The sequence below is a fragment of the Caproiciproducens galactitolivorans genome, from assembly GCF_004768785.1.
GTDB classification, from domain to species: Bacteria; Bacillota; Clostridia; order Oscillospirales; family Acutalibacteraceae; genus Caproiciproducens; species Caproiciproducens galactitolivorans.
Map to the genome: position 1 here is coordinate 28,561 of NZ_SRMQ01000014.1, position 15,771 is coordinate 44,331.

Here is a 15,771-nt window from a genome sequence, read left to right on the forward strand (position 1 = left end):
GATCATGTCAAACCCTTAAAAGCACAAAAAACGGGAGTCATCCATTTGGGGGTGCTCCCGTTTTTTGATTCGTTGAGTTTGATAAGCTGCCGGATAGTTCTTCTTATCTGGACAACATTGCCATAGACAAAAACGCAAGGGCTTCCATGACCGAGGAATTGCGAAGATATGGCATCAATTACACCCAGCTCTTCCTGGAAATCGGGTACGTTGCTCTTAAAATAACCGAGGAAGGATATTGATGGACTGTAAAAATGGCGTATATGGACGGTTTGTTGTATGGCGAGAAAGCACACGAAAGTTCCAAAGTCCATAAAGAACTATTTACTGGACTTTTTATACTCTCACTTCTCACCCCTTGACATCAATACCACACACTCAACGTGCGCCGTGCGCGGGAACATGTCCACCGGGGTTACCTGCTGTGGTTTATATCCCTTCTGGAAGAAAAGCTTCAGGTCGCGGGCAAGGGTGGCCGGGTCGCAGGAGACATAGACCACGCGCTGCGGCGCCATCCCGGCTATGGTTTCAATCAACGAAGCATCGCAGCCCTTGCGCGGCGGGTCAATGATGACCACATCCGGTCGCTCACCCCGGTTTTTCAGCATGGAAGCGGCTTCGGCAGCATCCGCACAAAGAAATTCGGCGTTATCAATCCGATTGTCCTGCGCGTTCCTTTTCGCGTCCTCTACCGCCTGCTCCACAATTTCCACGCCGATAACTTTCGCCGCATTCTTCGCCATGGAAAGCCCGATGGTTCCGGTACCGCAGTAAAGATCCAAAAGGGTCTCCTTCCCGGTTAGCCCGGCATATTTTCCCGCAATCGTATACAGCCGCTCCGCCTGGTCACGGTTGACCTGGTAAAAGGACATAGGGGATATGTGGAAATTCAGCCCGCACAAGGTATCCGTAATCGTGTCGCTGCCCCACACTGTGCGGCACTCCTTCCCCAGCACCACATTCGTCTTTTCGCGGTTAACGTTCATAATTACGCTCTTTAATCCGAGCACTTTTTCTTTCAATATGTTGACCAGTTCCGATTCATAATGCACGCCGTTCCCGTTTACAACAACACAGGCCATCACTTCCCCGGTCGCGTTCGCTTTCCGCAGGTACAGGTGCCGAAGCCTGCCTTTCCCGGTTTCTTCCTCGTAAACGCTGTCCCCGCTTTGCTCCGCCCATTGCCGAAAGGCTTCCATCGCCGCAGTAAATTCTTCCGGCTGCAACAGGCATTCCTCGCAGGGAATGATCCGGTGGCTGTGATTTGCGAAAAATCCCATCCGGATTTTGCCGTCCGGCCCGCACCCGATGGGAAGCTGTGCCTTATTACGGTAACGGTCGGGAGCCTTTGCGCCGACAATCGGCCGAACCGCAATCTTGCGGAACCCGCCGATGCGTTCCAGCGCGTCCTGCACCATCTGTTGTTTCGCTTGCAGCTCGGCAGTATAATCGATATGCCGGTAAACGCATCCGCCGCACTGGGCAAACTGTGCGCAGTCAAGCGCAATCCGGTCTTCCGATGCCTTTAAGATTTTATCAATTCGCCCGAAGGCGTATGTTTTTGCAGTTTTTAGGATTTTTACACGCAGCCGGTCGCCCTTCGCCGCAAGCGGAACGAAAACCGCGATGTCGTTATATCGGCCGACGCCGCTCCCCTGCGCTGTATATCCCGTTATTTCCAAATCAATGAAATCATTCTTCTTTAAGTCCATATCTTTCCCTCATAAGCAGATTTTCCTGCCGTTTATTGTGTCATCATTTTATCATTATACCCTTAGAAAAACAATACAGCCCAAATTCATAAGAATCAAAACTTCCCCTTGACATTTTCGATCACTCCTCCTATAATAAGGCAAATAAGAAAAACCGATGAGTAAGAGTAGTAAACAGGCAAAGCGTTTTCCAAGAGAGCCGCAGGCGGTGGAATTGCGGCAAAACGGGGCTTGTCGAATGGACTTACGAGGGCAGCGTGAAAGGAAGCGAGTAGCTGCTGACGGGAACTCCGCCCGTTACCAAGGGAGCACGCATGATGGTGCGTGGAAAAAGCGGCGCTAAAAGCGCAATTTGGGTGGTACCGCAGGAGCAATCGCTCTTGTCCCTAATGATTTAGGGGCAAGGGCGTTTTTTATTCCCGTTTACGAAAGGAGAATTGTTATGACAAAGATCCCACACAGGATAATTTTAGCCGAGGAGCAGATGCCGAAGCAGTGGTACAATCTTCGGGCGGATATGAAATCCCAGCCCGACCCTTTGCTGAATCCCGCCACCTTCCAGCCGATCCGCACAGCAGAGCTTTATCCCATTTTCTGTGAGAAACTGGCGGAGCAGGAAATGGACTGCACCACAGCCTATTTTGATATTCCCGAACCGATTCAGGAAGTTTACAGGGCGTACCGCCCCTCCCCGCTCTGCCGCGCGTATGCGCTGGAAAAGCATCTGAAAACGCCTGCAAAGATTTATTTTAAATTCGAAGGCGGAAACACTTCCGGAAGCCACAAGCTCAACTCCGCCGTCGCACAGGCATATTACGCGAAGGAGCAAGGCTTGACGGCCCTTACAACCGAAACTGGGGCCGGTCAGTGGGGGACCGCGCTGGCCGAGGCTTGCGCATACTTCGGAATCCATCTGGATGTGTTCATGGTAAAGTCCTCCTACAGCCAGAAGCCGTACCGGAAGACAATTATGCAGACTTTCGGCGCAACGGTAACCGCCAGCCCCAGCGACACGACAAAAGCCGGCCGCACGATTCTTTCGGAAAAACCCGACACCACCGGAAGCCTTGGCTGCGCGATTTCGGAAGCAGTTGAAAGGGCGGTAAGCACTCCCGGATGCCGCTACGTGCTGGGTTCCGTACTCAATCAGGTTTTACTGCATCAATCCATTATCGGGCTGGAATGCAAAAAGGCCATGGAACTGCTGGGAGAATACCCGGACATTGTGATCGGCTGTGCCGGGGGCGGCTCCAACTTAGGCGGCTTGATTGCACCGTTTATGCAGGATAAGCTGCTGGGACGGGCAAACCCGTATTTCATCGCGGTGGAACCCGCTTCCTGCCCCTCGCTCACGCGCGGGCGCTACGCCTACGATTTCTGCGACACGGGCAAGGTTACTCCGCTTGCAAGAATGTACACCCTCGGCAGCGGCTTTATCCCATCGCCAAACCACGCGGGCGGGCTGCGCTATCACGGGATGTCGCCGATCCTTTCAAAATTGTACCATGACGGCTATCTGGACGAAGCGCGCGCCGAGGAACAGAGCAAGGTATTTGACGCGGCAATCCTGTTTGCCAAGCTGGAAACCATTCTCCCCGCGCCGGAAAGCGCCCATGCCATCCGCTGCGCGATTGACGAAGCGATAAAATGCAAGGAAACCGGCGAAGCGAAAACCATCCTGTTTGGGCTGACCGGAACCGGCTATTTCGATATGGCGGCTTATGCTTCCTACCTGGAAGGGAAAATGACCGATTCTATCCCTTCGGACCAGGATTTGCAGGCCGGTTTTGACTCCCTTCCGAAGATTCCCGGCATCCAAGAATAGCATGGCAAAATCTCTGATTTTGTCGAAGCTGGTGCGGTTTTTTTTCTGATTTCTTCGTCAATAATAACTAAATCCCATGAACAAAAAACTACGTTTTATACAAATGAGAGATTGTTAAAAAATCGATTGTTAATTCATTGACATTGCAAAACATGGGTACTATAATAGAATCCAGACAGAGTAAATATCTAACTTTAAGTACGAGATTTGTGACAAGGATTTGTCACGACCTTTTCAATACAACTCCTCCCCATAAAAAACAGGAACTGGTTGCAACCGGTTCCTGTTTTTTGTGCAATTTTTGCATGAAATAATTTCACAAAATGCTTTTTTGTCATATATTGCGAGTATAATGCTGATAGGCAATTAAATGTCGAGGAGTGTCAAAAGATGAATAAAAAGCGCAAAAGCCATTTTCTGTTGTGCCTGCTGATTTTCTTTATTATGATTCTTCCTGTGACAGCCGCACTCACCTGCTTTGCTGAAAATTACCCTGCGCTGGAGGACGTTGACCCCAGCCTTTACCTGCCAGAAAAGCATCTGTTTTTTCACCGCCCGGACGGCGGATTTGTCCTACTCAGCTCCGACGGTAGCCAAAAAACGATGGCCGCCCTGCTGGACAAAGACGGCGGCATGGATTTATCTTGCAGCAGGCCGGTGCAGAATTTGAAATATGTCTACGAAAAAGCTTCTCCATACGGGGATTTCCTTTATATTGTCGGGATGGAACTGAACTCCGACTCCAACGCGTTAATCTACCGCCTCAATATGAAAACCGGCGAACGGATTTATAATAAAATTCTTGGCTGTACCTTTGACTTCACGCGGGATTTCCACGCGGAAGCGGACGGGAAGCTTTCCCTTGTTACCGCCCCCGCCGGGCAAACAATCGACGCCGGCACGAAGGCGTCCGTTTACCGTTTCCAAGAGACAAACGGCATGTCGATTACGTCGGAAGCTCCCGAACCGGAACCCGGCCCCGGTTCCGCATCAAGCGATGCGCCGGCTTCCTCCGCCCCTTCGGAGCCGGCGGCGGAGCTTCCTTCTTCCATCCAGACTTACCGCTTTGAAAAGCCGGTGACAATCGAAGCGCTCCAGTCCGCGCTGGATGCGAACAAGCAAGGCGGAAAAGTCCGGGTCCTGTCGGCCGAAGACAGAACAGAGATAAAAAGCGGCCCGCTCGGAACGGGCCAGATTGTCCAAACCATTTTAAGTGGCAAAACGGAAACCGCCTATATTGTAGTGATCCCCGGCGATCTGGACGGCTCCGGCACCGTGACGGACTATGACTACCGCCTTCTGTGCGATTATTTCACACAAACCGCGGCGGGCGGTTCGGCTGTTCTCAGCGGGCCATATCTTGAGGCAGCAACCCTCAGCGGCGGAAAGCTGCCGGAAACCGGCGACCTTCTGAAAATAAAAAGGCTTATAAAAGAACTTCGCAATTGATTTTCAAAGAAAATCAAAATATAATGGTAAGAAATGAATACATGGAGGAACCTTTCAAATGTATGATAAACTTACCATAGCAAGCCTTTTCGACCTTAGCCATACGGCGGCGGCGCCGCTTCTGGAAAAGCTGAGCTACCCGTGGGAAGCCCTGCCGAAAATCGGCGAATTCATCCTTCAGTTAGGGCAGACCTTGTCCCCGGAGGAATATGAAAAGCGCGGCGAAAACGTTTGGATTGCAAAATCCGCGAAGGTTTTTGCTTCCGCCTTTATCAACGGCCCCGCGATCATCGGGCCGGATACGGAGGTTCGCCACTGCGCGTTTATCCGCGGAAACGCGCTGGTTGGCGCTGGATGCGTTGTGGGAAATTCCACAGAGCTAAAAAACGTAATTCTGTTTGACGGCGTTCAGGTGCCGCATTACAATTATGTCGGCGATTCCATTTTGGGATACAAGTCCCATATGGGCGCCGGCTCCATTACCTCAAACGTAAAATCGGATAAGACGCTTGTAAAAATCAGCGTGGAAAGCGAACGCTTGGGAACCAGCCTGAAAAAAGTCGGCGCCATGCTCGGCGACCACGTGGAAGTCGGCTGCAACTCCGTGTTGAATCCCGGAACGGTAATCGGCAGGGAAAGCACTATTTATCCCCTTTCCATGGTGCGCGGTTATGTGCCCGCCCGCAGCATTTACAAGCATTCCGGGGAAATTGCCGGAAAAATATAACCCGCCGCGATATTTCACGGGCTTTACATTTTTCACTCCCATTTCCCATATGATTGCGTATACAATTGTATAACGTATGAGGTGATTTCCATGGATACACAAAAGAGGATTGCGGCGATCCACGACCTTTCCGGCTTCGGCAAATGCTCGCTTACGGTTGCCCTGCCCATTCTGTCCGCTGCGGGAATCGAAGTCTGCGCCCTTCCAACCGCTGTGCTGTCCTCCCATACAGGCGGGCTTGCGGGATATACCTATCGGGATCTGACCGAAGATATGCCCGGCTTTGCAAGGCAGTGGGAACAGCTTGGACTGCGTTTCGACGCAATTTACAGCGGATTTTTAGGCTCGAGTAAACAAATCCAGATTGTATCAGATTTCTTTGATACCTTTAAAACGGAAAACAATTTCATCATGGTCGACCCCGTGATGGCGGACGAAGGCGTATTGTATAAGACGATCACCCCTGAGATGTCGGATGGGATGAAACAGCTCTGCCGTAAAGCCGACCTGATCGTGCCGAACATGACGGAGGCGACATATCTGCTGGGCAGCGAATACAACGAAGGCCCCTATACCCGCGAGTACATTGACTGCATTTTGCGGCGGCTGAGCGACCTTGGCCCGGAACAGGTGGTTCTTACCGGAGTATGGTTCAATCAGAGCCTGATTGGCGCGGCGGGGTACACCCGCAAAACCGACGAAGTCAGCTATGCGTTTTCCCAGAAGATTCAAGGGCATTACTACGGCACAGGGGATATTTTCGCCAGCGCGCTTTTAGCGGGGCTTCTGAATCAGATGCGGCTGCAAAACGCCATGCAGGTTGCGGTGGATTATACGGCCGGCTGCGTCCGGCGAACCAGAAACGCCGGTACGGACTTCCGGTACGGCGTAAACTTTGAAGCAGGCCTGCCCCGATTTATGCGCGAGCTTGGCCTTACAGAAGAATAATGTAGCAGCGGAGGGGACGATGTCCCCTCCGTTTACTTTGCAAATAAAACATTGTATAATAGGAAAACAAGCAAAGGCAGGCTTTGCTCCAAATTAGGAAGGAGGCGTTTCCTTGACGCTTGACTTACCTGTAATTCAAACTTCTTTTGACTTGGTACTTTTCGCTTTCCGCGTGATTGTACCGTTTGCGTCACTCATCGTAATATGCAGGTGCTTTGCGTCGCTCAAACGCGGTCGCAGACGGGAAGACCCCGTCGTAATATTGGAAGACATGGTAACACATGAAGTGATTCCTGTTTTATACTGGGAAAATTCCATCGGGCGCAGCAAAAGCTGCGATATCGTATTGAACGACCCTACTGCAAGCCGTGACCACGCCGTCCTGATGCGGCGCGAAAGCGGGTGGATTATTACCGACACCGGTTCAAAATCCGGTACCTTCGTAAGCGGCACCAAAATAAACGGCCCGTATCAGGTGATGCCCGGGGACGTGATGGCAATGGGTTCTACGGCATTGATGCTGAAGCGGGCAAACAATAACCCAAAGAAACGCAAATGGGTGCGGCGCCGCGCGGCGTCCCCGTTCGGACTTCTGCTCTCGGTCACGTTCATCCAGATTCTGTTGGTTTTTCAGGCCTGTTTCGCAACGGGCAAATTCAGCCCCACGCCACTACTTCCCTTCGGCGGCCTACTGGGGCTGGAATGGGGATTGTACTTTTATTCCATCAAAGGTCTAGGGCGCGTCAGCTTTGAGCTGGAAACCATCGCGTTCCTTTTAAGCGGCACGGGGCTCCTCCTCATTTCCGGAACGGACGTGAAAAGCACCTTTACCCAGCTCGGGGCGCTTGCAGGCGGGATCGTATTGTTCTGCGTTATGATCCAATTTCTGAGCGACCTTGACCGCGTAATGCGCTGGCGGCTGGCAATTGCAGGCTTTGCCATTCTGCTTTTCATAGCAAACCTGCTCTTGGCGCGCACGCACAACGGCGCGCGCAACTGGATTAAATTCGGCCCGTTAAGTGTGCAGCCCTCTGAATTTATTAAAATCGCCTTTATCTTTGTGGGGGCTTCCACGCTGGACCACCTGCAGACCGCCCGGAACTTAACCGGATTCATAGGTTTTTCCGCCGTCTGCATGGGCGCGTTATTTTTAATGCGCGACTTCGGCACGGCCTGCATATTCTTCGTAACCTTCTTGATCATCGCCTTCATGCGCTCCGGCAGCCTGCGTACTATCGCGCTGATCTGTTCCGTTGCGGCTTTCGGCGCTTTCCTCATTCTGAAATTCAAGCCCTACGTTGCGGATCGCATAAACGCCTGGGGACATGTCTGGGAGCATGTGAACGACTCCGGCGGCTACCAACAGACCCGCGTGTTAAGCTACGCTTCCAGCGGCGGGCTGTTTGGAATGGGCATCGGACGAGGCTATTTAAAAAACGTGTTTGCCGGCACAAGCGACTTGGTTTTCGGTATGCTCTGCGAAGAACTTGGACTGGCCTTCGCGCTGCTCCTTGTAATAACCATCGCGTTCGTGATGTTTTACGCCCGCTCGGACGCAACCCGCAGCCGCTCAACATTCTACTCCATTTCCGCTTGTGCGGCGGGCGGCATGCTGCTGTTCCAAACCTGCCTGAATGTGTTCGGCGCGACCGATGTGCTGCCGTTAACCGGCGTTACCCTGCCCTTAATCAGCCTTGGGGGTTCAAGCGTTATGGCGGTCTGGGGACTGCTGGCATTTATTAAAGCAAGCGATGAACGCACTTACGCGGCAAGGAGGAAGAACTGATGAAAACGACCGGAATCCGCTCATTAATCCTCTGGATTCTAGGGATGTGCTTCTTTGTCGGACTGGGATACCTTGTCCACGGCTTGGTTACAAACGGCCCAACCTGGGCCATGCAGCCCTTCAACAAGCATCTGACCAGCGGCTCCCAGCTTGCAAACGGGGGAGAAATCCTCGACCGCAACAATGTCGTGCTGGCGAAGAGCGAAAACGGCAAACGGATATACAACAGCGACGAAACTGTCCGCCGCGCCATGCTTCACGCCGTAGGCGACACCAAGGGCTATATTTCCACCGGCATACAATACAACTACCGCTCCGAACTTTCCGGCTACAATCTTATTACCGGGCTTGCAACGCCGACCGAAAAAAGCGGCGGCAGCAATATCAAGCTGACACTCGATAGCGCGCTGAGCAAGCTGGCCCTGCAAAAGCTAGGCAACCGCAGCGGCGCGGTCGCGATCTATAATTATAAAACCGGGGAAATGCTCTGCATGGTAAGCTCCCCGAACTTTGACCCGCAGAATCCACCAAAGGATCTGGATACGGACAAATCGGGGAAATACAGCGGCGTATACCTGAACCGCGTACTTTCCTCCTCTTATACGCCCGGTTCCATTTTCAAGCTGGTTACTTCGGCTTGTGCAATCGAGAACATCCCGGATCTGGACAGCCGGACATGGGACTGCAAGGGAAGCATCCTGATTAACGGAAACAAAATTACCGACGTTTCCTCGTATGGAAAGCTGAACTTTAAGAACGCGCTTGCAAAGTCGTCCAACATTGCCTTTGCGCAAATCGCGGTGGAGCTTGGAAGCGATAAGATGAACGCCATCGCAAACGAAATGGGCTTCAACAAAAGCTTTGATCTTGACGGAATTCCCACCAGCAAAAGCGTTTACAATGTAACCGGAGCAAAACCCAATGAGCTTGCTTGGTCAGGCGTCGGGCAATACACCGACCTGACGAATCCGTATCATATGCTCCTGATTATGGGCGCGATTGCGAACGAGGGTGTGCCCGTAAAGCCGTATGTAATCAGCAGTATCACTTCCCCGCTCGGGCTGACAACAAAAAGCGGACATACCCATGAAGGGGATCGTCTGCTGAAGGCTTCCACCGCCAATCGGCTGAAAGAATACATGCGGTATAATGTTTCAAACTACTACGGCGACAAAATGTTCCCAAACCTTTCTGTATGCGCGAAAACCGGAACCGCCGAAGTGGGGCACGGCAAAAAGCCGAACGGCTGGATGGTGGGCTTCTCCTCCAACCCGAACACGCCCCTCGCCTTTGCGATCGTTGTGGAAAATGCGAACAGCGGCATTTCTTCCGCCGGGCAGATTGCCTCCGCCTTGATGGCCGCGGCGGCAAAGATTCAATAACAAAAGGAACTTTCCAAATGGAAAGTCCCATTCTTATATTTCGTATTTTTTATTATGGCTTCCGCACATGTTCCAAAAGCCTTTGCATCCGGTTCATATGGTAATGATAAACTGTAAAAAGCTCTGAACCGGGTTTTAGGGCATCCTCCGTCAGTTCCATAACCTCAATCGCCCTTAACTCGTCCAGAATCATCTTATAGGTGGAAATTTTACAGGATATTTTGAATACCTCGTCGTCGTTCCATCGAAGGAATTTCGCTTGCGCAATGTACATTCGCACATTGTAGTTCAGCTTTTGGATGCCGGCTTCCACCGCGCCGATATCAATCTGCTGAATCTCGGCGGCATTCCCCATGGATTCCTCAATCATAGCGCAGAGCTGATCATAGGATTTTTTGATTTCCTCCGCGTAATTGGGCGGCATCATAACCAGATTCACAACAATAGCGACAACAATTCCAATAAAACAGTTTATCGCGCCGATAAGCGGGGTTCCCAACTGGAACATGATCGCCGTAAAAACAAAGCTGGACAGCGTCGCCGCACCGTCGAGGCGGAAAAAATGGCACAGATACAGCGTTAAGATGATTCCCACGCCGCACAGTCCCGCATTCGCCGGGGACACCGAAACAAGACCATAGCCGATCACCGCGCCAATTACAACGCCGATTATTTTATTGCGACCGGATTTTATTGACGCGTCAATGGATTTCCCCATCGTCATAACTGCGGCAATTACCATAAAAAACGGCTGATCCAGCTTAAAAAAAGTGGATAAGACAACGCAGAGCGTAACGGCAATTCCTGTCTTTACCACTCGAAAGCCAAGCCTGTGGTCGGATTTAAGAAAATTTTGAAGCCACTTCATGAATCACCTCATGCTGCTGGCAGCTATACCATAAATTTGCTCCGGCCTTTGAATAATAAATTTTGCCTGATTTTCCCGTAATTCCTTTTCGTCCCGAAAGCCCCAAAGCACCCCTACCGTATCCATTCCGGCGGCGGCACCGGTTTTCATATCGGTATTCGTATCCCCGATATAAAGGAAGTCCTTCGGTTCAATTTGAAGTTCATCCGCAATTAGCAGGGCGCCGTCCGGCGAAGGCTTCCGTGCAACCTTAGGGCGTTGACCGTAGCAGCAGTCGAACAGTTTTCCGTAAATGGATTCTACAATGGCTGTTGTGCAGTTATGCGGCTTATTCGAAAGCACCGCCAGCTTCAGCCCGGCGGCTTTCAGCTTTTCTACTGTTTCGCGCATGCCGGGGTAGTTTGTAACCAAATAGGTTGGGTTCCCTTCGTACAGCTCGTCGTATACTTTGCGCACCCTTTGGACATCTTCTTCGCCGTATCCGCCTGCGCCGCAGACAGTAGCCAGCATATTATGCAACAGCCTGTCCGCGCCGTTTCCAACCAGATACCGGTATTTGTCTACCGCAATGGTTTCGTAGCCGCACTTCTGCAGAGCGGTGTTTGCAAAGTAAGCAATGGACGCAAGTGTGTTCGCTAGTGTTCCGTCCAAATCGAAAATGCATCCTTTATACAAAAAATCACCTTACATTCAGAATCAGACATATTAATAATAATAAACAATTTTGGAGTGATTTGCAAGTTTTTTATCGGTTCTGCGCCCTTCGCAAACGTTTTCGGCGCGCTGGATCTTCAAGCCCCCGGACAACAAGCCCGTAGCCGTCCAGATGTTTCCGTACGGTCATTTTAAGGAGCGCAACAGGGAATAATAATGCGCCGGAGTTCTCGCTCCGGCGCTCGGTTCATATGTATTAATTCTGCATAGCAAGTTTTACTGTCTGCTGTTTTTTACCAGTAGGACAAATATTATAAATCGTCCCTTCTTTTCCAACCATGGAAACAGGTACTTTGGGCAAAAGCTTATGAATTAGCTCAACAAATCCATTCACCGGTGCTTCCGGCATTCCCGTTACAATATGGACAGCACCGATTTGTTTTGCAAACCCCACGGCGATCAATGCCGCATCGTCGTTAAAATACACGGTCATTTCCGCCTGTGCGTCACGTGCCGTCTGCCTCAGATACTCAAGCTCCTCACAGCTTTCATCCCCTGCGGAAGTTGGCTGCACGCAAAGAACTTGCAGAGAAGTGGAAGTTTCGTCAGCAATTTTCCTGCCGGCCCGAATCAACCTGTCGCAGTCACGCTGCCCCGTAACGCACACTAGGGTTGTATTTCCCTTCTTCAATCATTAGCCTCCTTTCCATAACCTTTCCCGACAATACAAGTATAAAATGGTTATGGTAACAGATAATGTATAAATCATTAACAAACTGTAAATAAAAAATTCGACATTTTTTGTGCGATTCATACATTCAAGTTCTATTATAGCACAATACAGAGGCTTTCACAAATGAAAAAGGCCGCGGAACCAATCGGCTCCGTGACCTTGCAGCGCCCCTAATCGTATCGGGGGCGTGTGTTATTTAATAACAGAGAGTGGGTCAATGTATTTTCCGTCTCTTTTCATGGAAAGATGCATATGCGAAGCATCAGCACTTTCAAAAGGCGTAATACCCACCGTGCCAATTTTCTGACCCTGTTTTAAAACTTCGCCTTTACGGACAATTATAGTGCCAAGGCCGCAGTAGCTTGTTTCTATATTGTCGTGCATGACAACTACGGTGTTTCCGTAAAAATCGTCCGACACAATATCCTTAACCGTACCGTCCGCGGCGGCCTTTACGGTATCCCCCGGCTTCGCCGCAAAATCCGTGCCTGTATGCACGCGCCAATCCTTGAAGGTTTTGGAATAGACCGGATTCTGGCCGCTGAAGCCTTGGGTAACCGTTTTTTCAACCGGGCTGGTAAAAGTTAATACTTTCGCCTCCGTACGCTTAGCGGGTACCTTGGAGGGCGGAGTTACAGGCGCTTTTGAAACTTCCTCTTTTACTTTTGGCGCCGGTTCAGATGAAATCACCGGTGCCGGTTCCGAGGATTCCTCCTCGTACACTTTAATGCCGCTGACCGCTTCATTCGTATGCTGAACCTGCTTACTGCTGACTGTTCCTTCATTGGGAGCCGCGTAATTCACTACGCTGTCATAGGTTGTCCATGCCGCCACGCCGATTGCAATCAGGCATACACCGAGCGCAATATAAAACCCTCTGGAATTATCCTTTTTTGGTTTATTGTTTAGCAGATGTAAATTATCCATTCGTGCCACCTCCGATACTATTTTGACCACATAATAGGCGGTCTATTCGGAAATGGAAGTGAATTTTTGACAAAATAAAAAAGAAAAAGAACCCAGTCCGAATGATTGGGTCCTTCTTCATTAGCTTGAGGGGTATATTGAGGAGGGTAGAACATGTATCAAGTAATGGTGCGGCTCCATATCCTTGATTACATCTCTATTATATAGCAATGCGCTTTTGAGTTGTTAAATAGCTATGAATTTCTTATGAATTTTTGGTTTTACATCGTTTGTTTGATTTCTTCTAATTTTATGTTATAATGTTTATATAAGGATTTTTAAGGGGGCGCGCTGTGTGTTGACCGAAAGCCAGCGAAAAGTTTATGAATACCTGAAAAGCAGGACGGAGGGCGGACTTCCGCCGACCGTGCGCGAAATATGCAAAGCAACGGGACTTCGGTCCACTTCAAGTGTGCATGCCCATTTGAAAACATTGGAACGCTTGGGCTATATTACTCGCGACGCCCGCTTAAACCGTGCAATCCATCTTGCAGGCGAGCAAAGTACAATCCAAGTTCCCATTGTCGGCAGGGTTGCCGCAGGGCAGCCGATCCTCGCCATAGAGGAGATTGAAGGCTATGTACCCTATGCTCCCAGCAATAACCGAAGCAGTTCGGAATATTTTGCACTAAACGTCCGCGGCGACAGCATGATCAACGCGGGTATTCTGGACGGCGACATTGTCATAGCGGTGAAAACCGCCACCGCAAATAACGGCGAAATTGTCGTCGCAATGATTCAGGACGAAGCGACCGTAAAGCGATTTTACCGCGAAAAGGACGGTATCCGGCTTCAGGCGGAAAACCCGGCTTATCAGCCAATTTACGCGAAGGAAGTTTCGATTCTGGGCAAAGTCACGGCTGTTGTGCGCCATTATAAATAAAAAAGAAGAAAAAACGGGCATGGGATTCCTTGATTCCATGCCCTCTTTCATTTTATAAATAAGCATAACCGATTGGAAGCACACGCGGGTAATTATTCCGCCACCAGTACCGCGCGTACCGGGGAGGCCTCCGCGCCGCCTAGGAGCAATGGCAGGGCGATCAGACGGTAGTTACCCGGTTCCACTTCGGAAAGGTTCAAGCCCTCTAGTATCGGAATCCCGGCGCCCAACAGCTCCCGGTGGGCCGGATAGGCTTCGTCCTTGTCCGTTTCAATGCTGAGAGAATCCGTACCCACCAGCAAAATACCGGCGTCGGTCAAGGCAAACGCTCCGCTTTCGGAAAGGAGCGCTTTTTCTTCTCCTTTAAACAGGATCCGCTTTTTGGCAATCGGCAGGATACGGTCAATATCCGAGCCGGTAATAATCCCCTGCATCTCTATAACCGTACACTCACCGAGAAAACGTTCCGGTTCCAATTGGTCAACTGTTTTTCCGTCCTCAATAAAGTGGCTTGGAGCGTCTATGTGGGTTGAAGCGTGACAGCCTGTGTAAAACCCTGAAAGATTGCAAATATCGCCCAAATCCATTCTGCGCAGCCTGTCGCGGCGGGGAATGGGGTCGCCGGGATAAACGGGAGCTGAAAACAGTTCACGCGAAATGTCGATCACCTTCATGGTTTTCACCTCTTTTATATGTTGGGAAGGACCTTCCGAATCAGCTCCGCCGATTTCCGGGCAGAGCTCGCAGCAAATGTAGGGAAATCCACCTTTGCCGCTTCATTCGCGTTATCCGATATGGCGCGGATAACCACAAATTCTATCTGATTCATATAACAAACCTGCGCAATACTGCCGCCTTCCATTTCACAGGCTGACGCACCGAATTCCTCCGCAATTTTATTCAGCGTGCCGACATCGCCGATAAACTGGTCGCCGGTTGCGATAATTCCGGTATGTACGCCCTTCCCGTAGATATTCTGTGCCGTAGCAGCAACAAGGTAGGAAAGACGTTTGCTGGCTGGAATCGTAACAAGGTTCAGCCCGCTGATCAGGCCCTTTTCGTCGCCGAGTGCAGTAGTATCCATATCATGCTGTACCAGCCCGGTCGAGACAACGATATCGCCAATATGGATTTCCTTTCCGATACCGCCCGCCACACCGACATTAATCAACGCGTCTGTTCCATATTTTAAAATCATGGTCTGTGCACAGACGGCGGCGGCTACTTTGCCGACTCCACATTTCGCTACAACGCAGTTGGTATTTTCAATTTTTCCCATATAAAAAACGATTCCGCTGATTGTCTCCGAGTTCCGGTCGGTCATAACCGAAATCAAATTTTCCACTTCAATTTCCATGGCCCCGATAATACCGATCATATTTACACCTCATCCTTATTTTAAATTAAGTATAAAGCAAGAACGATAGAAAAGCAATGAGGAATATTGACGCCGCCTTCAACTCAGGAAAGCAGGCTGAAAGAATACAGCATTTACTCTACACTATACTTCCGATATTTGCTTTTTTGCTTCTCGCAATCTTCACACGAAATTACAAAACCCGCCTTATATATTTGCTGCGAACAGTACCATATGTAAAAAAGCCACCTGTCGTAAGACAGGTGGCTTTCTTGGCTCCCCAAGTTGGACTCGAACCAACGACCCTGCGGTTAACAGCCGCATGCTCTACCGACTGAGCTATTGAGGAATATTTGTGTTGGCACCTTCCTATTGTCCCGGGCCGTTGCCAGCCAAGTATCTTCGGCATCGATGAGCTTAACTTCCGTGTTCGGAATGGGAACGGGTGGACCCTCATCATCATCAGCACCAACTAATATTT

The 15,771-nt window shown here is 50.4% G+C and carries 14 protein-coding genes, 1 tRNA gene, 1 rRNA gene and 1 other annotated feature; of the genes, 7 read left to right on the forward strand and 9 right to left on the reverse strand.

All coding sequences use genetic code 11. The features are described from left to right. Nucleotides 1–344 precede the first annotated feature (344 nt). Nucleotides 345–1,712, reverse strand: a complete 1,368-nt coding sequence (gene rlmD, locus CAGA_RS11345; protein WP_135660893.1) for a 23S rRNA (uracil(1939)-C(5))-methyltransferase RlmD — start codon at nt 1,710–1,712, stop codon at nt 345–347. Between the two features lie 148 nt (nt 1,713–1,860). Beyond that, nucleotides 1,861–2,103 (forward strand) — a binding site (T-box leader). 51 nt (nt 2,104–2,154) lie between these two features. Between rlmD and CAGA_RS11350 the strand changes: the two genes are divergently transcribed. The 6 genes from CAGA_RS11350 (at nt 2,155) to CAGA_RS11375 (ending at nt 9,829) form a co-directional block, all read left to right on the forward strand. After that, a complete protein-coding gene (locus tag CAGA_RS11350; RefSeq protein WP_135660895.1) occupies nt 2,155–3,537 on the forward strand; it encodes a TrpB-like pyridoxal phosphate-dependent enzyme in 1,383 nt (460 codons plus the stop codon). A gap of 390 nt (nt 3,538–3,927) precedes the next feature. Continuing rightward, nucleotides 3,928–4,986: a hypothetical protein gene (locus CAGA_RS11355; protein WP_135660898.1), complete on the forward strand. Its 1,059-nt coding sequence runs from the start codon at nt 3,928–3,930 to the stop codon at nt 4,984–4,986. Between the two features lie 58 nt (nt 4,987–5,044). After that, nucleotides 5,045–5,713 carry an acyltransferase gene (locus CAGA_RS11360; protein WP_135660900.1) on the forward strand — a complete coding sequence of 223 codons (669 nt, stop codon included), beginning with the start codon at nt 5,045–5,047 and terminating at the stop codon, nt 5,711–5,713. A 90-nt stretch (nt 5,714–5,803) separates the two neighbouring features. Then, nucleotides 5,804–6,661: a pyridoxamine kinase gene (locus CAGA_RS11365; RefSeq protein WP_135660901.1), complete on the forward strand. Its 858-nt coding sequence runs from the start codon at nt 5,804–5,806 to the stop codon at nt 6,659–6,661. 112 nt (nt 6,662–6,773) lie between these two features. Further along, nucleotides 6,774–8,447, forward strand: coding sequence for an FtsW/RodA/SpoVE family cell cycle protein (locus CAGA_RS11370; protein ID WP_135660903.1), 1,674 nt, complete (start codon nt 6,774–6,776; stop codon nt 8,445–8,447). Beyond that, the gene (locus CAGA_RS11375; protein ID WP_135660905.1) at nt 8,447–9,829 is read left to right on the forward strand and encodes a penicillin-binding transpeptidase domain-containing protein; all 1,383 of its coding nucleotides are present in this window, start codon (nt 8,447–8,449) and stop codon (nt 9,827–9,829) included. Before CAGA_RS11370 ends, CAGA_RS11375 begins: the two co-directional genes overlap by 1 nt. Nucleotides 9,830–9,881: 52 nt before the next feature. Here the strand turns inward: CAGA_RS11375 and CAGA_RS11380 are convergent, their stop codons facing one another. The 4 genes from CAGA_RS11380 to CAGA_RS11395 form a co-directional block, all read right to left on the reverse strand. Then, the gene (locus tag CAGA_RS11380) at nt 9,882–10,697 is read right to left on the reverse strand and encodes an FUSC family protein (RefSeq protein ID WP_135660907.1); all 816 of its coding nucleotides are present in this window, start codon (nt 10,695–10,697) and stop codon (nt 9,882–9,884) included. A 3-nt stretch (nt 10,698–10,700) separates the two neighbouring features. Beyond that, a complete protein-coding gene (locus CAGA_RS11385) occupies nt 10,701–11,372 on the reverse strand; it encodes an HAD family hydrolase (RefSeq protein WP_135660909.1) in 672 nt (223 codons plus the stop codon). Between the two features lie 235 nt (nt 11,373–11,607). Further along, complete coding sequence (locus CAGA_RS11390; RefSeq protein ID WP_135660912.1) at nt 11,608–12,042, reverse strand: adenine nucleotide alpha hydrolase family protein; 435 nt, start codon at nt 12,040–12,042, stop codon at nt 11,608–11,610. A 234-nt stretch (nt 12,043–12,276) separates the two neighbouring features. Next, complete coding sequence (locus CAGA_RS11395; RefSeq protein ID WP_135660914.1) at nt 12,277–13,011, reverse strand: M23 family metallopeptidase; 735 nt, start codon at nt 13,009–13,011, stop codon at nt 12,277–12,279. A 334-nt stretch (nt 13,012–13,345) separates the two neighbouring features. Between CAGA_RS11395 and lexA the strand changes: the two genes are divergently transcribed. Then, nucleotides 13,346–13,933: a transcriptional repressor LexA gene (gene lexA / locus CAGA_RS11400; RefSeq protein ID WP_207669580.1), complete on the forward strand. Its 588-nt coding sequence runs from the start codon at nt 13,346–13,348 to the stop codon at nt 13,931–13,933. 92 nt (nt 13,934–14,025) lie between these two features. Here the strand turns inward: lexA and CAGA_RS11405 are convergent, their stop codons facing one another. The 4 genes from CAGA_RS11405 to rrf form a co-directional block, all read right to left on the reverse strand. Beyond that, nucleotides 14,026–14,607 (reverse strand): cyclase family protein, encoded by a 582-nt coding sequence (locus CAGA_RS11405; RefSeq protein ID WP_135660918.1) that lies wholly within the window; start codon nt 14,605–14,607, stop codon nt 14,026–14,028. A gap of 14 nt (nt 14,608–14,621) precedes the next feature. Next, nucleotides 14,622–15,311, reverse strand: coding sequence for a 5'-methylthioadenosine/adenosylhomocysteine nucleosidase (locus CAGA_RS11410; RefSeq protein WP_135660920.1), 690 nt, complete (start codon nt 15,309–15,311; stop codon nt 14,622–14,624). A gap of 252 nt (nt 15,312–15,563) precedes the next feature. Next, nucleotides 15,564–15,639 (reverse strand) — tRNA-Asn (locus CAGA_RS11415). Nucleotides 15,640–15,646: 7 nt separating this feature from the next. Beyond that, a 5S ribosomal RNA gene (gene rrf / locus CAGA_RS11420) occupies nt 15,647–15,763 on the reverse strand. Nucleotides 15,764–15,771 lie beyond the last annotated feature (8 nt).